Genomic DNA, 20,770 nt, shown 5'->3' on the forward strand with positions numbered 1-20,770 from the left:
TCCACCCTCATCCTGAGGAACCTGCGAAGCAGGTGTCTCGAAGGATCATCCAGAGAGCGCTGGAGACGCCTCGGCCTTCGAGATGGTCGACATGCGACCTCCTCAGGATGAGGCTGTGGTGGTATTCTCAACGAGCGCGAGTAAGTGAATGAACTCTTACCATTTCACCCGCCGATCGTCTCTTCGAACCGCACCACCTCACCCTTCGAAGGTGTTTCCAACCCGCCATCCCACATCACCACATTGCCGCGCACGATGGTGCCGATGGGCCAGCCGGTGACTCTTCTGCCGTCGAAGGGCGTCCACTGGGATTTCGATGCGATCCAGTTTTTGGTGATCGTCTCGGTGCGCTTCAGGTCGACAATGGTGAAGTCGGCATCGTAGCCCACGGCGATGCGGCCTTTGCGGGCGATGCCGAAAAGGCGCTTGGGGCCCGCGCTCGTCATGTCTACGAAACGCTCCAGCGTGAGCCTGCTGGCGTTCACGTGATCGAGCATGATGGGAACGAGCGTCTGCACGCCAGTCATGCCGGACGGCGTGTTGGGATAGGCCTTCTCCTTTTCCTCGCGCGTATGCGGCGCGTGGTCGGAGCCGAGAATGTCGGCGATGCCTTCATCAAGCCCTTGCCAGATCGCGGCGCGGTGATGTTCGTCGCGCACGGGCGGGTTCATCTGCACGAAGGTGCCCAGCCGCTCGTAATCTTCCGGCGCGACGAGGGTCAGATGGTTCGGCGTGACCTCGACGGAGACGAGATCCTTGTAGTCGCGCAGCAACGCCATCTCTTCCGCCGTCGTGACGTGCAGCACGTGAATGCGCGCGCCGGTTTCACGCGAAATCCGCACGAGTCGCTGCGTACAGGCGAGCGCCACTTCCGCCGAGCGCCAGACGGGGTGGGAATGCGGATCGTTCTCGACGCGCAAACCTTTCCGGTCGCGCAGCATCGCCTCGTCTTCCGAATGGAAGGCGGCGCGGCGGCGGGTGTTGCGGAGGATTTTGGCGATGCCCTCGTCGTCCTCGACCAGGAGCGAGCCGGTGGAGGAGCCCATGAAGACCTTGATGCCGGCAGCACCCGGCAGACGCTCCAGTTCGGCAACGTCCTTCGCGTTCTCGTGCGTGCCGCCGACCCAGAAGGCGAAGTCGCAATGCATGCGGAGATGGCCGCGCCGCACCTTGTCGGCGAGCGTCTCGGGCGTGGTGGTCTGCGGGTCGGTGTTGGGCATCTCGAACACCGCCGTGACGCCGCCCATGACGGCGGCGCGGGAGCCGGATTCCAGATCTTCCTTATGGTCGAGGCCGGGCTCGCGGAAATGGACCTGGGTGTCGATGACGCCGGGAAGGATATGCAGCCCGTGGCAATCGATCTCCCGCCCCGCGGAGGCCTGGGACAGGTCCCCGATGGCGGCGATGGTGCCGCCCCTGATTCCGACATCGCGCTCGACGCGTCCATCGTGGTTTACGACGATACCGCCCTTGAGGATCGTGTCGAAGGTTTGGGGCATGGCAATCTCATCCCTTGAGGCTGAAGCAAAGGGGGCATATGTCTCGCCTTGAAGCATTGCAACCGGAGCGGGACATGCCGTCAGTCCATTTAGCCGACAGGGGCGTGGTAAGGGTTTCGGGCGAGGACGCCAAGACTTTTCTCGACAACCTGATCACCTGCGATCTCGGCCGTGTGTCACTGCACACAGCCCGGTTCGGCGCCCTGTTGACGCCCCAGGGCAAGATTCTGTTCGACTTCATCGTCTTCCAGGCCCCCGACGAGATCGGCGGCGGTTATTATCTCGATGTTTTGAAGGTCTTCGCACCCGATCTGGCCAAGCGGCTTGGCTTCTACAAGCTCCGCGCCAAGGTGACGGTCGAGGATATGTCGGATGCCATGGCCGTCGTGGCCGGCTGGGTCGATCCGAAACCCGACGACGAGGTCGGCCTGGTGTCGGAAGACCCTCGCCTGCCGGAGCTTGGCTGGCGTGCCATCATCGCCGCGCAGGACGCAGCGGAATTCGCGGGCGAAGAGGCTCAACATTACCACGTCCGTCGGATCGCGCTCGGCGTACCGGAGGGCGGACGGGATTTCCTGTTCGGCGATGCATTCCCTCACGAAGCCCTCATGGACCAGCTGCATGGGGTCGATTTCGACAAGGGCTGCTATGTGGGCCAGGAAGTCGTCTCCCGCATGCAGCACCGGGGCACGGCCCGCACGCGGATCGTGCCTGCCGTCTATGAAGGCGGCTTCGCGGCGGATGTAGGCGTGGAGGTGACGGCGGGAGACAAGGCGCTGGGCACCACCGGCACCGGCATCAACGGGCGTGGCCTCATCATGATCCGCCTCGACCGCGCAACCGATGCCCTGGCGGCGGGCCATGTCATTCGGGCCGGGGGCATTCCCGTGACCCTCGAAAAGCCCTCCTGGATCGGCTTTCCTTTCCCTGGGGAAGTTGCTACCGGAACCGAGGCGGGGCATGGCTGACGGACTCCATTTCCAGGAACTTCAATCGCCGTTGTGCGTTGACTCTAATCGGGCCGTCGATGCGCAAAAATGAAGGTGCGGGGTGGGCCGGCCAAGGGGTTTATTGAATGATTGCCGAGAAAGCGCACGATGCGGCGCCTGAGAAGGAGCGCTTCCAGCTTCTTGTCGACTCCGTCACCGATTACGCGATCTACATGCTCGATCCAATCGGGATCATCGCGAGCTGGAATTCCGGAGCCCAGCGTTTCAAGGGCTATGTCGAGAGCGAGATTCTCGGGCAACATTTCTCACGCTTTTACCCAGAGGAAGATCGCGCGGCGGGTATGCCTCAGCGGGCCCTGGATACGGCCTATCGTGAGGGCAAGTTCGAAGCCGAAGGCTGGCGCATCCGCAAGGACGGCACCCGCTTCTGGGCCCATGTGGTCATCGACCCGATCATCGACTCGAAAGGCAATCTGCTCGGCTTCGCCAAGATCACCCGTGACCTTACCGAGCGCCGTAAGGCGGAACGGGAGCTTAAGGAAAGCGAAGAGCGCTTTCGCCTGCTTGTGCAGGGCGTCACCGATTACGCCATCTACATGCTCGATCCGGAGGGCTATGTCACGAACTGGAACGCCGGGGCGCAGCGCATCAAGGGCTACCAGGAACAAGAGATTACCGGCCGCCATTTCTCACAATTCTATACTGAAGAGGATCGTGCCTCGGGGCGCCCCGCACGCGCGCTCGAAATCTCGAAACGCGACGGGCGGTTCGAGGCCGAAGGCTGGCGCATCCGCAAGGACGGTACCCGGTTCTGGGCCAGCGTCATCATCGATCCGATCTACGACGAGCGGAAAGAGCTGATCGGCTTCGCAAAGATTACCCGCGACATCACCGAGCGCCGCAAGACGCAGGAGGCGTTGGAGGAGGCTCAGGCTGCCTTGTTTCAGGCCCAGAAAATGGAGACCATCGGTCAGCTCACCGGCGGCATCGCCCACGATTTCAACAACCTGTTGACGATCATCGTCAACAATCTCGACTTCCTCACCCGCAACATAACCGGGTCGCGCGAGATCAAGCTGATCGAGAGCGCGCAGCATGCCGCTGCGCGCGGTGCAAAGCTGACGCAGCAGCTTCTCGCCTTCTCTCGCCGCCAGCCGCTCCAGCCTTCGTCTCACAATCCAAATATGCTCATCGGAGGCTTCGAGTCGGTACTGCGCCGGGCATGCGGTGAGATGGTGAGTCTTCACCTCTCCCTAGGTTCGCGGACAGCCTCCATCAGCGTGGACGGCGCGCAGTTCGAGGCTGCCCTCCTCAACCTCGTCGTCAACGCGCGTGATGCCATGCCGGAAGGCGGCATGTTGACAATTGCAACCAGGAACAGGACCTTGGAAGAGGGCGAGGCCCGTGCGCTCGGCATGCCGGTGGGCCGCTATGTGAGCATCGAGGTTCAGGATACGGGCACCGGCATGGCGCCGGATGTGGCGGCCAGGGTCTTCGAGCCGTTCTTCACGACCAAGGAAGTGGGCAAGGGCACAGGTCTCGGCCTGAGCCAGGTCTACGGCTTCATCACCCAGTCGGGCGGCCATATCGACGTGGGGAGCGTGCCCGGCCTCGGCACCACGATCACCATGCTTCTGCCGGCCATCGAGGGCGGTGGAGGAGAGAGCGAAGACGAGGCCCCGGACGAGATCTATGTGACCCGCGACAGCGCCGGCACTGTGCTGATCGTCGAGGACGAGCCGGCAGTGCTGGATGTCGCTACCCAGATCTTCGACAGCCTCGGCTACGATGTCCTGACCGCGACCGACGCCATCGCCGCGCTCGATGTCCTCGGCCGCGAGGGATCCATCGATGTGCTCTTCAGCGACGTGATCATGCCCAACGGCATGAACGGTGTGGAACTGTCCCGCCGGGCCCGCGAGATGCGGCCCGGGATCAAGGTCCTGCTGGCCTCGGGCTACCCCATGTCGACGCTACCATCGCATGGTTTCGACGATGGTGTTTCCTTCATCAGCAAGCCTTATCGATGGACCGAACTCGCCGACAAGCTGCGCCTGCTGCGAACGGGGTAGGCAATTCATCGCCTCCGGTGATGGGAAGGATCGGGAAATTTGATTGGCGTCCGGCCTGCTCCTGACGCTAGCTTTCCTGCGAAAGCAGGATTGCCATGTACCAGCCGCCCCATTTCCGCGAAGACCGCCTCGAGGTCCAGCACGCCCTCATCAGAGCCCATCCGCTCGGGCTACTCGTCACGAACGGCAGGTCGGGGCTGTTCGCGAATCCGATTCCGTTCGCACTCGATCCGACCGCATCGTCGCTGGGCACCTTGCGGGCTCATCTGTCGCGAGCCAATCCGCAATGGAAGGATTTCGACCCTAAGCAGGAAGTGCTGGTCGTGTTCCAGGGGGTCGAGACCTACATCACACCATCCTGGTACGAGACGAAGCGCGAGCACGGCAAGGTCGTGCCGACCTGGAACTACGCCATCGTGCAGGCCTATGGCCGCATGAAGACCGTCGATGATCCCGCTTGGCTCCTGCAGCAGATCACCGCGATCACGGATGTGCGGGAAGCAAGTCGCGCAGAGCCCTGGTCCGTCAACGACGCACCTTCCGATTATCTGGCTGGACAGCTCAAGGGCATCGTCGGCATTGAGGTCGAGATCACACGGATCGAGGGCAAATGGAAGGTCAGCCAGAACCGGTCGGAGGCCGACCGCCGTGGAGTTGCGGAGGGACTGCGTGTCGCGGGCGATGAGGCCGCGCATCGCATGGCGGAGCTGGTGGACAAGCGGGGCGCATAGCGCCTTCCTCTACCCCATAGCCCTTATCCTGAGTGTCTGGCCGATAAAGCGCTGGCAACCCTCTTCCCCCTTGTGGGGAGGGAAACCTGCGCTCTATCCTTTTCCGGCCAGACTCCCAGGATGAGGTTGGTGATTGTGGCACTTGACCCGCCTCTTCCCGTTTGCGCCGGTTGCGGATAAACCTTGCCCATGACCGATGGCCTGATCCTACATCCCGATAACAAGACCCGCTGCTGGTGGCCCGGCACGGACCCGTTCTATGTCGAGTATCACGACACCGAATGGGGCGTGCCCGAATTCGATGACCGCGCCCTGTTCGAGAAGCTGATCCTCGACGGTTTCCAGGCCGGATTGTCGTGGATCACGATCCTGCGCAAGCGCGAGAATTTCCGCAGCGCCTTTGCCGGTTTCGATCCTGCAATCATCGCCCGTTTCGACGATGCCCAGGTCGAAGCGCTGATGCTAGACCCCGGCATCGTGCGCAACCGCGCCAAGATCGTTGCGACGATTGCAGGAGCGCGCGCATGGCTCGATATCCAGGAGCGCGGCGGCTTCTCGCAGTATCTCTGGAATTTCATCGACGGTCGCCCGATTCAGAACAACCTGAAAAGCCGCCGCGACGTACAGCCTGAAACGGATGTGTCGCGGCGCATCTCCAAGGCTCTGAAGGCGGAAGGCTTCAACTTCGTCGGCCCCACTATCGTCTACGCCTTCATGCAGGCGGTCGGCATGGCGAATGACCATCTTACCGGCTGCTATCGTCACGCGGAATGTGCGGCGCTCGCAGAGAAGCTTTGATGGCCAAGGAACCCCGCGTCTGGCAGCGGATGCTTTCAGGCCGCCGCCTCAACCTGCTCGATCCCTCGCCGCTCGACGTGGAACTCGACGACATCGCCCACGGCCTTGCGCGCGTCGCGCGCTGGAACGGGCAGACAATCGGCGCGCATATCTTCTCCGTCGCGCAGCACAGCCTGCTTGTCGAAGCGATCGCAAACCATCTCGACCCCGAAATGCCGCGCGCCACGCGGCTTGCGGTGCTCTTGCACGACGCGCCGGAATACGTGATCGGCGACATCATCTCGCCGTTCAAGGCAGTGATCGGCGATGCCTATAAATCCATCGAGGCAGGATTGCTCGGCGCGATCCATCTGCATTTCGGCTTGCCTGCATCGCAAAGCGCGGCCCTGAAGCGTTTCATCAAGCAGGCAGACCGGCAGGCCGCCTTTCTCGAAGCCACGCATCTCGCAGGCTTCGGCCACGAGGAAGCCATCAAGTTCTTCGGCCGACCCGATCCCCTGCCCCGCAGCGTGCTCACATTCCTCGAACCCTGGCCCGTGGCGCAGGCGGAGGAGATGTTTCAGGAGCATGTGGTTGCGGCTTTGGGGAGTTGAGGCGGAGTCTTATAGGGTGAAGAGACAACCACCCCTCGACGTTATGGCCGGTGATGACGTGGGTAAACTGGCGGACGCTTCAGTCGCTCAATTCTTGACTTGAGAGCCCGTGCTCACCAACGCGTGCGCCAATTTGCGGAATCGTGTAAGTCTCCGCCTCACACGAGCCGGATCACATGCCCACTCTCCACGTCAGCCCCCTCTCCCGCCTCCACGTTACGGTTGCCGAAACGCGCGCCTCTCATGTGCTCAGCCTCATGGGAACGGGAGCGAAGATCGAGCGGCCTGCCGCCATTGCGGCGGATCGTCATCTGTTCATCGGCGTCAGCGATATCGTCGAGCCGCTGGAGGGGCATATTCTCGCTCAAGCCAGTCACATGGAGCAGGTTCTCACCTTCGTGCGAGGCTGGGATCGGGAGCGTCCCATCGTGATCCATTGCTGGGCCGGCATCAGCCGCTCGACCGCGGGCGCTTATATCGCCGCCTGCGCCCTGGCGCCGGAGCGCGACGAGGCGGAGATCGCGAATACACTTCGAGCCGCCTCGCCCATGGCCACGCCGAATGCGCGCTTCGTGGCCCTGGCCGACGATCTTCTCGGCCGCAACGGCCGCATGGTCGATGCCATCAGCGCCATCGGGCGCGGGGCGGACGCTATGGAGGGCACGCCCTTCATGTTACAGCTTAGCAGGAACTAACCGATTCCGCTTATGCCGGGCCGTCCCGGACCATCAAGAGGCCATCCGTGGACGCGCTCGAACTTCTTCTCATCCTGGCCATCGGCGTGCTGCCGCTGGGCATCATCGTCGGCGTGATCGTGGCCCTCGTGGTCGGGATATCCGCCAAGAAGAGCCTGGTTGTTCTTCAGGATCGTCTCAACAGGATGGAAGGTGAGTTGCGCCTGTTGAAAGCGCAGGCAGCTCCTCCCCCGTCGGAGCCGACGACGCAGGCAGCGGAAGCGGCCCCGATCATTGAAACGCATCCTGCGCAACCGGAAGAGCCTCGTTTCACCGCACCTGTTCCCGCCATTCCGGCAGCACCGGCACAGCCTGCGCCACCGCGCCAGGGTTTCGAGGAAAAGCTCGGTTCCCGTTGGGCCGTGTGGGTCGGCGGCGTGGCGCTGGCGCTCGGCGGCATCTTCCTCGTGCGTTATTCCATCGAGCAGAATCTTCTTCAGCCGGAAACCCGCATTGCGCTTGGCGGTCTCTTCGCTCTGGCGCTCATCGGCACCGGCGAGTGGCTGCGCCGCCGCGAGAGCGCTTTCGCGCTGCCCGGCATTCCCAGCGCCAATGTGCCGAGCATCCTGACCGCCGCCGGAACCTGCACCGCCTTTGCCACGGCCTACGCGGCCTATGCGCTCTACGACCTGATCAGCTCTGCCGCGACCTTCGTGCTGCTCGGCATCATCGCAGTCCTGACCATGGTGGCCGCGACGCTCCATGGCCCGGTGCTGGCGGCGCTCGGCCTCATTGGCGCCATGGGAAGCCCGCTCCTCGTCTCCTCGGACGATCCGCAGCCCTGGGCACTCGTGATCTATCTCGCCTTCGTGATGCTGCCCGCCTTCGGCGTGGCGCGCCTGCGCCTCTGGCGCTGGCTGGCGCTCGCCGCCTCTGTCGGAGCCCTGATGTGGGCCTTCCCGATTTTCTTCATCGAACCATCCAACACCCTGCCCGCCATGGTGCATCTCGTGCTCCAGGCCGGTCTCGCCGCCTTCTTCCTCGGCATCGATCCCTATCGTCATGTGCCGGATGAAGAGGCACGGACAGACAGGTTCGCGAGCGCGGTGCTCGCCGCCTTTGCGGCAACGGGCATCGTCGTGGCGAGTGCCGTCGTGACGGGCGACGGACGCCCGGTCTTCGTGACGGCCCTGGCCTTCGTGCTGCTGGCGGCGGGCTTTCGCGCCGCTTCCGTCGCTTCGGCGACAGCCAGCGCGGCGTTGCTGGCAGCGGGAGCCCTTCTGGTCTGGCCGCTCGCAAGCGACATCGGCGATACGCCGGAGAACCTGTTCTACCAGTCCGGGGACGCCTTCGCCGTTCGTCCGCACGCGCTCAGCACCTACCTGATCCTCGCCGCGCTTCTGCCGGCTTTCATCGCCTGTGCGTCCCTGTTGCGGCTGGCCATATCGCGAAACCTGCGCCTGCCGGTTGCCGCCTGGTATGCCGGTGCCGCAAGCGTCGGGCCGCTGCTCGCGCTCATCGCCGCCTATTGGCGGGTCACGAATTTCGAGCGCAGCCTGTCCTTTGCCGTGGTCGCGGGCGTGGTGGGCCTTGCCTTCGTGCTGGCCTCGCAATGGCTGATGCGCCGGAGCGAGAACGGCGCCATCCGCCTCGGCCTCGGCGCAACGGCCTCCGCCGCGCTGGCCGCCCTGGCGCTCGGCCTCACCTTCGCTCTCGACAAGGGCATGCTGACGGTCGCCTTCGCGCTCGCCGCGCTTGGCACAGCCTGGATTTCGGAGCGCATCGCAATCCCGACCCTTCGCTACGCGGTGGGTGCCATCGGCCTCATCATCCTCGGCCGCCTCATCTGGAGCCCGACCATCGTCGGTGGGGACCCTGGGCCGGTGATCTTCAACTGGCTGCTATGGGGCTATGGCTTTCCGGCAATTGCCTTCCTGCTGGCAAGCCGCCTGCTGGAGCGCTCCGGTCGCGACCGTATCGTGCAGCTGACTGAGAGCTTGAGCATCGTCTTTGCGGTCTTCCTGGTCTTCTTCGAGATCCGCCACGCGCTCCACGCGGGCAATCCTCTGGCCACGGATTTCAGCCTCATGGAGGCGGGCCTCCTTGCGACAGAAAGTCTCGTCTTCGCGATCCTGCTCACCCGCCTCGACGTGAGAAGGGCCGATCCGGTCTACCGTTGGGGTTCCTTGATCTTCAAGGTCGTCTCTTTCGGGCTCGCGGCCATCGGGCTCCTCGTGGTCGAGAACCCGCTCATCACCAACGACGAGATTGTGGGTGGGATCGTTTTCAACAGCCTGATCATCGCCTATCTGCTGCCCTCGATCCTGGCCGGAGCCTTGGCCCTGACGGAGCGGAATGTCCGGCCATGGTCGTATTCCATGGCCTCCGCAATTCTCGCTCTCGCCCTGCAATGGGCCTATGTGGCCCTGCAAATTCGGCTGATTTTCCAGGGTCCTCACCTTGGCATCTTCTGGCGAGGCTTCAGCCAGGGCGAGCAATGGAGTTATTCGGTGGCGCTCCTCGTCATCGGCATCGCCCTGCTCGGCTTCGGCCTGCTGCGGGACAACCGCTTTGCGCGCCTCGCCTCGGCGGTCTACCTTGTTCTCGCCGTTCTGAAGGTGTTCATCATCGACCTCGCTAACCTGGAGGGCGTGATGCGAGCCCTGTCATTTATCGGCCTCGGGCTTGTTCTCATCGGCATCGGCCTCGTTTATCAGAGGCTCCTCGCACAACGACCGAGCAATGCCGCAATCTCGTGAGAGAGCGGCCCAACGACATTTCTGGCGGATCACTGCATGACCGATACCACGTCCATCAAGACCCTCCCCTTCGAGAAGGCCCTAGCCGAGCTTGAGGATATCGTCCGCCGGCTGGAGCGCGGAGACGTGCCTCTGGAAGATTCGATTGCCATCTACGAGCGCGGCGAAGCCCTGAAGAAGCATTGCGAGCAGCTTCTCAAGAAGGCGGAAGCCCGCATCGAGAAGATCACCATCGGCCCCGACGGCGTCGCCTCCGGCACGGCCCCGCTCGACGTGGCCGAATAGTCAAGGTTCGAGGAAATGCCTGGACTTCATTTGACCGGGCCTGCCCTCCTCCTTATCTCCATGGTTTGCCCCTGGGCGTAAATCCGCGCGAGAGTATGTTGTCCACACCCCTCCTCGACACCATCAAGACCCCGGAAGACCTCCGTCAGCTTCCTGAGAATCAGCTCAGGCAGGTGGCGGATGAGCTGCGGACCGAGACGATCAGCGCCGTGTCTGTGACCGGCGGCCATCTCGGCGCGGGTTTAGGCGTCGTGGAACTGACGGTGGCCCTGCACTACGTGTTCGACACCCCCAACGACCGGGTGATCTGGGACGTGGGCCATCAGGCCTATCCGCACAAGATCCTCACCGGCCGCCGCGACCGCATCCGCACCCTGCGGCAGGCCGATGGCCTGTCGGGCTTCACCAAGCGCTCGGAGAGCGAATACGACCCCTTCGGCGCGGCCCATTCCTCCACCTCGATCTCGGCGGGCCTCGGCATGGCCGTGGCGCGAGACTTGGAGGGCCGGAAGAACAACGTGATCGCCGTGATCGGCGACGGCGCCATGTCCGCCGGTATGGCCTATGAGGCCATGAACAACGCAGGCGCCATGCATTCGCGCCTCATCGTCATCCTCAACGACAACGACATGTCCATCGCGCCGCCCACCGGCGCCATGTCGTCCTATCTCGCCCGCCTCGTTTCCGGCGGCACCTATCGCGGCATCCGCGAGACCGCCAAGCAGCTGGCGAAAAAGTTGCCGAAATTCATCTACGAGAAGGCCCAGCGCGCCGAGGAATTCGCCCGCGGCTTCTGGACCGGCGGCACGATGTTCGAGGAGCTCGGCTTCTATTATGTCGGCCCCATCGACGGCCATAACCTCGACCACCTGCTGCCGATCCTGAAGAACGTGCGCGATACGGGCACCGGCCCGATCCTGGTCCATGTGGTCACGCAGAAGGGCAAGGGCTACGCGCCCGCGGAAGCCGCCGCCGACAAGTATCACGGCGTCGTCACCTTCGACGTGGTGACCGGCGCGCAAACCAAGGCCAAGGCCAATGCGCCCTCCTACACCAAGGTGTTCGGCGAGAGCCTAATCAAGGAAGCGCAAGCCGACGACAAGATCGTCGCCGTGACAGCCGCCATGCCCACCGGCACGGGCATCGACATGTTCGGCAAGGAATTCCCGGCCCGCACCTTCGATGTCGGCATCGCCGAGCAGCACGCGGTGACGTTTGCCGCCGGCATGGCGACGGAAGGCTACAAGCCGTTCTGCGCGATCTATTCCACCTTCATGCAGCGCGCCTACGACCAGATCGTGCACGACGTCGCGATCCAGAACCTGCCGGTGCGCTTCGCCCTCGACCGGGCGGGCCTTGTGGGCGCCGATGGCGCGACCCATGCAGGCTCCTTCGACATCGCCTATCTCGGCTGCCTGCCCAACATGGTCATCATGGCCGCCGCCGACGAGGCGGAGTTGGTGCACATGGTGGCGACCGCCGCGGCCTACGATACCGGACCCATCGCCTTCCGCTATCCGCGCGGAGAAGGTGTGGGCGTCGACATGCCCGAGAAGGGCATTCCGCTGGAGATCGGCAAGGGCCGCATCGTCAAGGAAGGCAGCCGCATCGCCCTTCTCTCGCTCGGCACGCGTCTTGCCGAAGCACTGAAGGCCGCCGAGGAGTTGGAGGCGCGAGGCCTCTCCACCACCGTGGCCGATGCCCGCTTCGCCAAGCCCCTCGACGAGGAACTGATCCTTCGCCTTGCCCGCGACCACGAGGTTCTCGTCACCATCGAGGAAGGCTCCATCGGCGGCTTCGGCTCCTTCGTGATGCAATTGCTCGCCGACAAGGGCGCGCTGGATCGCGGGACGCTGAAGGTGCGCTCCATGGTGCTGCCGGACATCTATCAGGATCAGGACAAGCCCGAGCGCATGTATTCGCAGGCGGGCCTCGACGCGGCAGGGATCGTCACCAAGGTGTTCGAGGCGCTCGGCCGGGAAGAGACGCGCAAGGCGCGGGCTTGAAGCACAAAACCTCTGTCATTCCGGGGCGCCGCAGGCGAGCCCGACCCGAAGGGCCGCGCCGAAGACGTGGAAACCCATAACCGCCAACATCGCAGAATGACGCGATAGGCGTACGGCTTTCTTCTGCATCGCCGTGTTTATGGGTTCCGGGCTCTCGCTATTGCTCGCCCCGGAATGACAACCGATCTTCAAATCGTCAGCGTCCCCGCCTTCGCAGCCGCATAGCGTTGGCCGATCTTGCTCCAATCAAGCACATTCCACCACGCCTTCAGATATTCCGGCCGGCGGTTCTGGTACTTCAGGTAATAGGCGTGCTCCCACACGTCGTTGCCCATCAGCACGCGCTGGCCGTCCATGAGCGGCGTGTCCTGGTTGGGCTTGGCGATGATGCCGAGCTTGCCGTCGCGGGCAACCGTCACGAAGACCCAGCCGGAGCCGAACTGCTTCTCGCCCGCCGTGTTGAAATCGGTCTGGAACTTCTGGAAACCGCCGAGATCCCGGTCGATGGCGCTCTTCAGATTGCCGCTCGGTTCGCCGCCGGAGCCGCCCATGATCTGCCAGAACATGGTGTGGTTGGCGTGGCCTCCGCCGCTGTTGCGGACAGTGGTGCGGATGCTCTCGGGCACTTTATCGAGATTGGCCAGCATCTCATGCAACGGCACATTCGCGGCCTCGCCGTTCTGGCTGAGCGCCGTGTTGAGATTGTTGACATAGGCCGCATGGTGCTTGTCATGGTGCAGTTCCATGGTCTGCGCGTCGATATGCGGCTCGTTCTTGGACGGAGCATATGGCAGAGGATCGAGCTTGAAGGGCGCTGATGGGGCTTGCGCCCAGGCGCGCGGGATGGCAGCGCTGGTCGCGAGCAGGGTTGCTCCGGCAAGAAGATGTCGGCGGCTCATCATGGGGCGGTCTCCGCTTGGCCAATCTCGGGCGTTGAACGGATATGAGATAGGGCGGAGGTTGGTTCCGACCCCTGAAGGAATTGTGATGTCTTGGGAAGTACCCAGCCATGACGAATAAGCGTGCCGACGTGGTTCTGGTCGAGCGAGGTTTCTTCCAGAGCCGCGCCAGGGCTCAGGAGGCGATCACGGCCGGCCTCGTGACTGTAAACGGCATCGCCGTCCGCAAGGCTTCCGAGACCGTGCCCGATGATGCGGTGTTCACGGCGGTGCAGCCGCATCCTTACGTCTCTCGCGGCGGGGTGAAGCTCGCAGCCGCCCTGGATGCGTTCGGCATCGACCCCAAAGGTATGACCTGCCTCGACATCGGTGCCTCCACAGGCGGCTTTACCGAAGTGCTGCTGATGCGGGATGCCGCCCATGTCTACGCAGTCGATGTCGGCCGCGGCCAGCTGCATCCGAAGGTGGCCGACGATCCACGCGTGACCAACCTTGAGGGCACCGATGCGCGGGCGCTGACGCCGGAACTCATCCCCGAACCGGCGGATCTTCTGGTTTCCGATGTAAGTTTCATCTCGCTCAAACTCGTCCTGCCGCCCGCCATCGCGCTGCTGAAGCCGCGTGCCAAGTTGGCATTGCTGGTGAAGCCGCAATTCGAGGCCGGGCGCGAGCGCGTGAAGAAGGGTATCGTGCGCGACGAGGCCGTGCATCGCGACGTGTGCGATGACATCAAGGCCTTCGTCGTCTCGCTTGGGTTTAATGTAATGGATATCGTGCCCTCCCCCATCGAAGGCGGTGACGGCAATCGTGAATTCTTATTGGGAGCTCGCCGTGGCTGAGCAGGTAACGATCAAGCGCCTCGGCGCAAAGGCTGACGGGATTGCGGATACCGCATCCGGCCCCGTCTTCGTGCCGAAGGTGCTGCCGGGTGAGACCGTCACCATCGAACGCGACGGATCGCATGCGCATCTCATCAGCGTGGATGTTCCATCGCCTGAGCGCGAGACACCCTTCTGTCCCTATTTCGATGAATGCGGCGGCTGCGCGACGCAGCACATGAAGCACGGCTTCTATCAGGCGTGGAAGCAGGAAACGCTCGTTCACACCCTGCGTCAGGCCCGCCTCGAAGCGCCCATCGATGCGATGGTGGATGCACATGGAGAAGGCCGCCGCCGCGTGACATTGCATGTGCGCTTCCCGGATCGCGCCATGCATGTGGGCTTCATGGCCCCGCGAAGCCACACAATCGTCGAGATCGAATTCTGTCCCATCGCCGAGCCCGCCTTAAAGGAGCAAGCGCCCGTCATCGCGCGCGCCATCGGCGAGCACCTGAAGGGCGCCCGCAAGCCGCTCGACATTCAGATCACCAACACGCAGACCGGCTTCGACGTGGATGTGCGCGGGCATGGTCCGATCAAGGATCAGGAACGTCTGCGCCTCATCGATCTGGCGGGCAAGCTCGACGTGTCGCGCCTGTCGATGCATGGCGACGTGATCGTAGAAAGACGCCCGCCCGCCATCGCGATGGGCCGCGCCTCGGTAGTGCCGCCCGCCGGAACGTTCCTTCAGGCGACGCGCCTCGGAGAGGAAACGCTGGCTGCTTACGTCACCGAGGCTTGCGGACGCGCGAAGCGCGTGGCCGATCTCTTTGCCGGATCGGGACCGTTCTCGCTGCGGCTTGCCGAAAAATCGGAAGTGCATGCGGTCGAATACGACAAAGGCTCCATGGCGGCCCTCGACAAGGCGTTTCGGGCAACACCGGGCCTGCGCCGCGTGAGCACGGAAGCGCGCGACCTTTTCCGCAGACCGCTGCTGACGCTCGAACTCAACACCTTCGATGCGGTGGTGATCGACCCGCCGCGCGCGGGTGCGGAGGCGCAGGTGAAGCAGATTGCCGCGTCGAAGGTGCCGCTCGTCGTGAGCGTCTCCTGCGATGCCGCGACCTTCGCGCGAGATGCGGCGATCCTGATCGGCGCTGGCTTCAAGCTGGAACGGGTGATCCCCGTTGATCAGTTCAAGCACTCTCCGCATCTGGAGGTCGTCGGAATCTTGACGCGCGAGAAAGCGAAGCCCACGCGCAGGCGGTGACGTTGGCTCTCTACCAGGCCGGATCCCGTTCAAGGAATGTCTCGAACAGCTGCTCGTGACCCATCTGGCCGCCTTTGAGCATGACGATCATGTTGTCCCGGTCCCGGTCGTCGCTACGCGCAAGGCTCACCGCGACGCCGTTGCTGATCTGTCCGTGATAGGCGAGGCCCCAGAAGCCAAGCTGTCCGACGATCTTGCTCGACGTATCGCCGCCCGCGACCGCGAGGCGGCTCACGCGATGGCGCTTGAGAACGCCATCGACGAGAGCGGCGCTGCAATCCGCGAGGGTATCCATGGAAGATTTCGGCGCTTCGCCCGATTCCGGCGCGGTCGAAAGCATGACGTTGAGACCTTGCGACAGCCCCTCAACCGCTTTCCCGATGATCTGCTCACGCGCGGCTTCGCTCGCGGTGAGGCTCTCAGGATCGATGGAGATGCGGTGATAGGATTGCGCGGCGGCAACCTGGATCCGCGTCATGGGCGACAAGCTGCCGACGAAAGCGAGAACCGGCCCCTCGGCTGAAACATTTGGCCTAACGGCTGCTGCCCCCGTCTCCTCGAAACAGGCCTGCGCGACACTGCTTGCGCCGACGATCAGCAAGGAACGCTTGCCGCTCACCGCGCGGCACAGCTGCCCGATAGCTGCGATGTGCGCCGGCGTGAGCGCATCGAACAGCACAGCGGAGGCGCTGCCTGACAAGCGCTCCCACTCGGCGGCAAGAGCTTCAACGCCCTGATCGATGAGCGGCCAGTGAACGGAACCGACATCTGACAGCCCGAGCGAAGCGATGTGCTTCGCCAGATCGGCCTCATTCATCGGCGTCGCCGGGTGGCGGCTCATGGTCGGGTGACGGTCGAGGCGGAATGCTTCTCCCTTCGCACCAAACGTTGCGAAGAGATTGGAGAAGGCGCAATAGCGCCCCAGCGATGGCTGACCGCCGATGATGGCAATCGTCGTGCTCTCCACATAATCGCGCAGAGTTGCGACCGCCGCCGCAAGGTTTCCGCGCTCCAGCGCGCTGTCGAAAGTGGAGCAGCATTTGTAATGCAGCACGCTCACGCCGGTCTTGCGGAAGAACGCGCCGACGGGTGCAAGCTCCGCCTGCATCTCGGCTTGCGTCATGGTGCGTGCCGCACCGGCGATGCCGATGGCGTCGAGATCGTTCAGCTCGGAAAGGTGCCGTTCCTCCGGCACGCGCAAGAACAGAAAGGCGCGCCTGCCCCGACGGGCGATTGTTGCCAATGTATCCGTCGCACCGGTGAAATCGTCGCCATACCATCCGTAGGACGGGGCCAATGCTGCCTCCCGTTTTATTTGGCGAAGAAGGCGTAGGCATCGTCCAGCGAGCGGTGCTGCTTGCGCGCGGATGCCAGATCCTCGCCCGCCTCGACCGCGCGCCAAGCCTCACGGATGCTCGCCACACCCTCGGCAGGACCGCCGGGATGCGCCATCACGCCGCCGCCCGCCATGAACAGCAGATCGGACGTGCCGACCGCGCGATAGGTCTGCTCCACGGTTCCAGCCCATTGGCCGGACGAAAAGGCGGGCATGACCCTATCGTCCACATCGGACATCGGGTTCAGGCAGTCGAGCGCACTCGCCACAACTTCCGCGTCTTCCTGCGCGAATTTTCCGCCAAGGCCGTGCACATGCATGTGGTCGACGCCCGCCAAACGCCATAGCGTCTGGTAGGCCTGATACCCGATGCCGAGCGCGGGGTGGCGCGAGAAAGCGCCGTAGCCATTGCGGTGTCCATGGATCACGAGATCGGTGCTGCGGCGCAGGGTCTCAACGCTGGAATAGCCGCACCAGTTGAGGCTCGCCATCACGCAGCTTCCGCCCTCTCGCGCGACGAGGTCAGCATGGCGGCGCATGGCGTCGGTCTCGTCGCTGATGTTGAACGCGACCATCACATGCTTGCCGGTCTTGTCCTGATGACGACGGACGGCTGCCATCACGGCGGGAATGCGCTTGGCGAGCGGCGCATGAACCGGATTGGCCGCGATCTCATCGTCCTTGATGAAGTCGAGACCGGCTGCGCAGAGGCGCTCCACCAGGGATGCGATGTCCTCAGCCGACAAACCGACATTGGGCTTGATGATCGAGCCGATCAGCGCGCCCGACGCGACACCGGTAAGCTTACGCGTTCCCTGCACGCCATGACGCGGCAGGACATATTGATTGCGATAGGCACTCGGCAGCCTGATCGATTCCAGACGCAGGCCCGTGACCTCGCCGAGATCGAAGAGGTTGCCCGCGACAGTGGCAGCCAACGTCGACAGGTTGACGCCCACATTCGCCACCGGAAATCGCACCACGATCACGCCCTGGCGCGACTTGGTCGGATAACCCTTGCGGTCGAGCCAGGCGCTGCGCACAGCGCCTTCGACTTCGCCCTTGTCGTGGATCGAAACGACGGTGGCGCGGGCTCGCGCACGCAGCTCATCGGTTTCACCCTCGACGCGGGTGAAGGTGCCGCAGGATTGCTCGCCGGCCATGACCTCGGCGACCTTTTCCAGCGGCAGAGGCGTCTCGACGAGATATGTGGCCTCGTAATGTGCGTCAGACATCGCGCTTCTCAGAGTTGGGAAAGATCCGGGAACGGACGCACGGGATCGCTTCCATCCCATGTCTCGGAGGCGTCGCGGATCATCTGGAACATCTTGCCCTTCGGGCCAGCCACTTCCGACAGCTCGATGACTGTACCAGGGTGGTATTCGGTATCGAAATAGACGAAGCGTCCGCGCTCGCCCACTTCGCCGCTCATGACGGGCTTGAAGCCCTGAATCATCAGGCGTTCGAGATCGGCGTCGTAGTTTTCAGTCCAATAGGCCATATGCTGCAGGCCGCGATGACCGGCCTGCTTGAAGTCGCGATACATGGACGGCGCATCGTTGCGGGTCTGGATCAGCTCGATCTGGAGCGGGCCGGAATTCGCGAGCGCCACCGAATTGTGCGGCTCGTAGGACTTGCCGCGATAGGTGTAATTCACGATCGGCACGCGTTCCTTGTAGAAGAACGGGCCGACGCCCAGCACGCGCGTCCAATAATCCATGGCGGCCTCGATGTCGTCGACGACATAACCGGCCTGCCTGATCTCACCCAGAAATCGGCTCATTCTCGACCTGCGGAATCTTTAAGCGCGGACAACTCCGCGCAGGGAAAGAAGAGATCCGGGTTTCGCCCGGATCCCGTGATGGTTTTTAAGCGAGCGTTCCGACGACGCTTTCGAGATGGCCCCAAGCCTCGGCGCCGAACTTCTGCTTCCACTCAGTGTAGAAGCCCGCCTCGCGCAGCTTCGCGCGGAAGCTCTCGGTGTCGCACTGGTTGAACTTGAGGCCCTTGCTCTGCAGATCGGCCTGAACCGAGTCGTTGAGCGCCTTGATGTCGCCACGCTGCTTGAGGCCTGCCTCGTTGATGGCGCGAGAGACGATCTCCTGCACATTGGCAGGCATCCCGGCCCATTGGCGACCGTTGGCGATGAACCAGTAGCCGTCCCAGATGTGGTTGGTGAGCGCGCAGGAAGACTGCACCTCGTAGAGCTTCGCGACCTGGATGATCGGCAGCGGGTTTTCCTGCGCGTCCACCACCTTCGTCTGGAGCGCGGTGTAGACTTCGCTGAACTGAAGGCTGGCGGGTGCGGCGCCGAGGCCGGAGAACATCGATACGCTGATCGGGCTCACCGGCACGCGGATCTTCAGGCCCTTCATGCTCGCGGCGCTCTCGATGGGCGCGCCGCTCGTGGTCATCTGGCGGAAGCCGTTGTCCCACATGGTCTCGAGCGCATACAGCCGCGAATCGGCGATGGCCTTGCGCACATATGCGCCGACGGGGCCATCCATGGCCGCCCAGACCTGGTTGTAATCCTTGAACGCGAAGCCGACCGCGTTGATCGCCGCCACCGGCACGAGGGTCGCGATAACGAGCGCGGAAGGCGTGAAGAAGGTGAGCGCGCCGTTACGCACCTGCGACAGCATGTCGGTGTCGCCGCCGAGCTGGTTCGCCGGGAAGATCAGCATCTCCACGCGGCCATCCGTCTCCTTCGCGATCCGGTCCGCAGCTTCTTTGGCGCGGATGTTCAGCGGATGCGAGAGCGGCAGATTGTTGCCGTAGCGTAGGGTGATTTCAGCGGCCTTCGCATAGCGCGGAATCGTGAAAAGGCTGACGGCGGCAGGTGCTGCGGCGAGGCCTTTGATGAGTGACCTTCTGGAGATCGTCATTGGCGTAAATCCTCCCAAAAAGATGTTTTGCTCTTTCCGAAAACAAAAATCAGTCATATTACTGATGTGGTCAAATCATAAATTTGATGGTTTTTGATGTAACTAAATGAGCATTCTCATCAACACTTCCCTTCTGAGCCGCAAGGTCACCATCGTGGATATCGCCAAGCTGGCCGATGTCTCGACGGCCACCGTAGACCGCGTGCTCAACGGCCGCTCCGGCGTGAAAGCGCTGACGGTCAAGCGCGTGATGAAGGCCGCGGCGGAACTCGGCTATGTGGACGAGAGCGATGAGCGCGCCCGCGATGTGCGCCCGCTGTCGCAGATCTCGTTCATCCTGCCCGAGGGGAACAACCGCTACATCACGATGCTCGGCCGCATGGTCTCCGAGATGGGGCCGCAACTCGAGCGCTTCTCCATCAAGCCGACTGTCGAATACATCCCGAGCTTCAACCCGGACCTGTTAGCGAAAACGCTCCAGCGCCACGCCAAGCAGGCGGACGGCATTGCCTTCATGGCTATCGAGCATCCCATGGTGCGCGAAGCCGTCAATCGCATCACGGCGGCGGGCACGCCGGTGGTGACGCTCATCTCCGATGTAGCGAGCCCAGGCCGCACCGCCTATTTCGGCCTCGATAACCGCGCGGCGGGCCGCATGGCCGGCTATCTTCTCGCGCGCTTCATCAGCAAGCGTCCGGCGAAAGTGGCGATGATTGCCGGAAGCCTGAGCTACCGCGCCCATGGCGAGCGCGAGATGGGCTTCCTCGACATCCTTCAGGAGCTCTACCCCGACATCAACGTGGTGGGCCTGCGCGAAGGCCACGACGATGAGGCTCTCAACTACCGACAGATGCGCGCGCTGCTCACGCATCACCCGGATCTCGACGGCATCTACAATATCGGCGGCGGCGCTTCCGGCATCGGGCGTGCGCTGAAGGATGCGCGGCGCGAGAGCGATGTGGTCTTCGTCGGCCACGGCCTGACGAGCGATACGCGCGAATTCCTGCTCGACGGAACGATGGATGCCGTCATCACGCAGAGCGCGGAAGACACCATCCTCAAATGCGCGACCCTGTTCAGGGATCTGCGCGAAGGCCGCAAGGTGGAAAGCGCCTCGGACCCGATGCGGGTCGAGGTGGTATTTAGGGAAAACCTGCCCTGACATGCAGCATCACAAGACCAAGAAGAGCGCATC

The 20,770-nt window shown here is 63.3% G+C and carries 18 protein-coding genes; 12 read left to right on the forward strand and 6 right to left on the reverse strand.

Features of this window, described 5'->3' with window-relative positions:
- Positions 1-164: 164 nt before the first annotated feature.
- Positions 165-1,499, reverse strand: a complete 1,335-nt coding sequence (locus AB4Y85_RS06480; protein WP_441984053.1) for a dihydroorotase — start codon at positions 1,497-1,499, stop codon at positions 165-167.
- A gap of 74 nt (positions 1,500-1,573) precedes the next feature.
- Between AB4Y85_RS06480 and ygfZ the strand changes: the two genes are divergently transcribed.
- The 9 genes from ygfZ to dxs all read left to right on the forward strand — a co-directional run bounded on the left by ygfZ (position 1,574) and on the right by dxs (position 12,367).
- Positions 1,574-2,467 carry a CAF17-like 4Fe-4S cluster assembly/insertion protein YgfZ gene (ygfZ, locus tag AB4Y85_RS06485; protein WP_441984054.1) on the forward strand — a complete coding sequence of 298 codons (894 nt, stop codon included), beginning with the start codon at positions 1,574-1,576 and terminating at the stop codon, positions 2,465-2,467.
- Positions 2,468-2,574: 107 nt separating this feature from the next.
- Positions 2,575-4,521 (forward strand): PAS domain S-box protein, encoded by a 1,947-nt coding sequence (locus AB4Y85_RS06490; protein ID WP_441984055.1) that lies wholly within the window; start codon positions 2,575-2,577, stop codon positions 4,519-4,521.
- Positions 4,522-4,616: 95 nt separating this feature from the next.
- Complete coding sequence (locus tag AB4Y85_RS06495) at positions 4,617-5,252, forward strand: FMN-binding negative transcriptional regulator (RefSeq protein ID WP_441984056.1); 636 nt, start codon at positions 4,617-4,619, stop codon at positions 5,250-5,252.
- A gap of 189 nt (positions 5,253-5,441) precedes the next feature.
- The gene (locus tag AB4Y85_RS06500) at positions 5,442-6,050 is read left to right on the forward strand and encodes a DNA-3-methyladenine glycosylase I (RefSeq protein WP_441984057.1); all 609 of its coding nucleotides are present in this window, start codon (positions 5,442-5,444) and stop codon (positions 6,048-6,050) included.
- Positions 6,050-6,643 (forward strand): YfbR-like 5'-deoxynucleotidase, encoded by a 594-nt coding sequence (locus tag AB4Y85_RS06505; RefSeq protein ID WP_441984058.1) that lies wholly within the window; start codon positions 6,050-6,052, stop codon positions 6,641-6,643. Before AB4Y85_RS06500 ends, AB4Y85_RS06505 begins: the two co-directional genes overlap by 1 nt.
- A 176-nt stretch (positions 6,644-6,819) precedes the next feature.
- Positions 6,820-7,338 carry a tyrosine phosphatase family protein gene (locus AB4Y85_RS06510; RefSeq protein ID WP_441984059.1) on the forward strand — a complete coding sequence of 173 codons (519 nt, stop codon included), beginning with the start codon at positions 6,820-6,822 and terminating at the stop codon, positions 7,336-7,338.
- 47 nt (positions 7,339-7,385) lie between these two features.
- Positions 7,386-10,076, forward strand: coding sequence for a DUF2339 domain-containing protein (locus AB4Y85_RS06515; RefSeq protein WP_441984060.1), 2,691 nt, complete (start codon positions 7,386-7,388; stop codon positions 10,074-10,076).
- 36 nt (positions 10,077-10,112) lie between these two features.
- Complete coding sequence (locus AB4Y85_RS06520) at positions 10,113-10,361, forward strand: exodeoxyribonuclease VII small subunit (protein ID WP_441984061.1); 249 nt, start codon at positions 10,113-10,115, stop codon at positions 10,359-10,361.
- A gap of 95 nt (positions 10,362-10,456) precedes the next feature.
- Positions 10,457-12,367 (forward strand): 1-deoxy-D-xylulose-5-phosphate synthase, encoded by a 1,911-nt coding sequence (gene dxs, locus AB4Y85_RS06525; protein ID WP_441984062.1) that lies wholly within the window; start codon positions 10,457-10,459, stop codon positions 12,365-12,367.
- Positions 12,368-12,555: 188 nt separating this feature from the next.
- Here the strand turns inward: dxs and AB4Y85_RS06530 are convergent, their stop codons facing one another.
- The gene (locus tag AB4Y85_RS06530) at positions 12,556-13,269 is read right to left on the reverse strand and encodes a superoxide dismutase (RefSeq protein ID WP_441984063.1); all 714 of its coding nucleotides are present in this window, start codon (positions 13,267-13,269) and stop codon (positions 12,556-12,558) included.
- Positions 13,270-13,376: 107 nt separating this feature from the next.
- Here AB4Y85_RS06530 and AB4Y85_RS06535 point away from each other — a divergent pair, with 107 nt between their 5' ends.
- Together AB4Y85_RS06535 and AB4Y85_RS06540 are read left to right on the forward strand one after the other, a co-directional pair.
- Complete coding sequence (locus AB4Y85_RS06535; RefSeq protein ID WP_441984064.1) at positions 13,377-14,105, forward strand: TlyA family RNA methyltransferase; 729 nt, start codon at positions 13,377-13,379, stop codon at positions 14,103-14,105.
- Positions 14,098-15,354: a class I SAM-dependent RNA methyltransferase gene (locus AB4Y85_RS06540; RefSeq protein WP_441984065.1), complete on the forward strand. Its 1,257-nt coding sequence runs from the start codon at positions 14,098-14,100 to the stop codon at positions 15,352-15,354. The genes AB4Y85_RS06535 and AB4Y85_RS06540 overlap by 8 nt, the downstream gene beginning before the upstream one ends.
- Positions 15,355-15,364: 10 nt before the next feature.
- Here the strand turns inward: AB4Y85_RS06540 and AB4Y85_RS06545 are convergent, their stop codons facing one another.
- The 4 genes from AB4Y85_RS06545 to AB4Y85_RS06560 all read right to left on the reverse strand — a co-directional run bounded on the left by AB4Y85_RS06545 (position 15,365) and on the right by AB4Y85_RS06560 (position 19,575).
- On the reverse strand, positions 15,365-16,651 hold the full coding sequence (locus tag AB4Y85_RS06545) for a four-carbon acid sugar kinase family protein (protein WP_441984066.1): 1,287 nt from the start codon (positions 16,649-16,651) through the stop codon (positions 15,365-15,367).
- A 14-nt stretch (positions 16,652-16,665) separates the two neighbouring features.
- Positions 16,666-17,925: a ribulose-bisphosphate carboxylase large subunit family protein gene (locus AB4Y85_RS06550; RefSeq protein ID WP_441984067.1), complete on the reverse strand. Its 1,260-nt coding sequence runs from the start codon at positions 17,923-17,925 to the stop codon at positions 16,666-16,668.
- Positions 17,926-17,933: 8 nt separating this feature from the next.
- Positions 17,934-18,473 carry a VOC family protein gene (locus AB4Y85_RS06555; RefSeq protein WP_441984068.1) on the reverse strand — a complete coding sequence of 180 codons (540 nt, stop codon included), beginning with the start codon at positions 18,471-18,473 and terminating at the stop codon, positions 17,934-17,936.
- An 85-nt stretch (positions 18,474-18,558) separates the two neighbouring features.
- The gene (locus AB4Y85_RS06560) at positions 18,559-19,575 is read right to left on the reverse strand and encodes a TRAP transporter substrate-binding protein (protein ID WP_441984069.1); all 1,017 of its coding nucleotides are present in this window, start codon (positions 19,573-19,575) and stop codon (positions 18,559-18,561) included.
- 106 nt (positions 19,576-19,681) lie between these two features.
- Between AB4Y85_RS06560 and AB4Y85_RS06565 the strand changes: the two genes are divergently transcribed.
- Positions 19,682-20,737: a LacI family DNA-binding transcriptional regulator gene (locus AB4Y85_RS06565; protein ID WP_441984070.1), complete on the forward strand. Its 1,056-nt coding sequence runs from the start codon at positions 19,682-19,684 to the stop codon at positions 20,735-20,737.
- The last annotated feature ends 33 nt before the right edge of the window (positions 20,738-20,770 follow it).

This window comes from Microvirga sp. 2YAF29 (assembly GCF_052114605.1).
In the GTDB taxonomy this organism is placed as follows: Bacteria; Pseudomonadota; Alphaproteobacteria; order Rhizobiales; family Beijerinckiaceae; genus Microvirga.

Excerpts from the sequence above, each read along its gene's own strand:
- AB4Y85_RS06480 (WP_441984053.1), bottom strand. The coding sequence starts at position 1,499 with ATGCCCCAAACCTTCGACACGATCCTCAAGGGCGGTATCGTCGTAAAC.
- ygfZ (WP_441984054.1), top strand. The coding sequence starts at position 1,574 with ATGCCGTCAGTCCATTTAGCCGACAGGGGCGTGGTAAGGGTTTCGGGC.
- AB4Y85_RS06490 (WP_441984055.1), top strand. The coding sequence starts at position 2,575 with ATGATTGCCGAGAAAGCGCACGATGCGGCGCCTGAGAAGGAGCGCTTC.
- AB4Y85_RS06495 (WP_441984056.1), top strand. The coding sequence starts at position 4,617 with ATGTACCAGCCGCCCCATTTCCGCGAAGACCGCCTCGAGGTCCAGCAC.
- AB4Y85_RS06500 (WP_441984057.1), top strand. The coding sequence starts at position 5,442 with ATGACCGATGGCCTGATCCTACATCCCGATAACAAGACCCGCTGCTGG.
- AB4Y85_RS06505 (WP_441984058.1), top strand. The coding sequence starts at position 6,050 with ATGGCCAAGGAACCCCGCGTCTGGCAGCGGATGCTTTCAGGCCGCCGC.
- AB4Y85_RS06510 (WP_441984059.1), top strand. The coding sequence starts at position 6,820 with ATGCCCACTCTCCACGTCAGCCCCCTCTCCCGCCTCCACGTTACGGTT.
- AB4Y85_RS06520 (WP_441984061.1), top strand. The coding sequence starts at position 10,113 with ATGACCGATACCACGTCCATCAAGACCCTCCCCTTCGAGAAGGCCCTA.
- dxs (WP_441984062.1), top strand. The coding sequence starts at position 10,457 with ATGTTGTCCACACCCCTCCTCGACACCATCAAGACCCCGGAAGACCTC.
- AB4Y85_RS06530 (WP_441984063.1), bottom strand. The coding sequence starts at position 13,269 with ATGATGAGCCGCCGACATCTTCTTGCCGGAGCAACCCTGCTCGCGACC.
- AB4Y85_RS06535 (WP_441984064.1), top strand. The coding sequence starts at position 13,377 with ATGACGAATAAGCGTGCCGACGTGGTTCTGGTCGAGCGAGGTTTCTTC.
- AB4Y85_RS06550 (WP_441984067.1), bottom strand. The coding sequence starts at position 17,925 with ATGTCTGACGCACATTACGAGGCCACATATCTCGTCGAGACGCCTCTG.
- AB4Y85_RS06555 (WP_441984068.1), bottom strand. The coding sequence starts at position 18,473 with ATGAGCCGATTTCTGGGTGAGATCAGGCAGGCCGGTTATGTCGTCGAC.
- AB4Y85_RS06560 (WP_441984069.1), bottom strand. The coding sequence starts at position 19,575 with ATGACGATCTCCAGAAGGTCACTCATCAAAGGCCTCGCCGCAGCACCT.
- AB4Y85_RS06565 (WP_441984070.1), top strand. The coding sequence starts at position 19,682 with ATGAGCATTCTCATCAACACTTCCCTTCTGAGCCGCAAGGTCACCATC.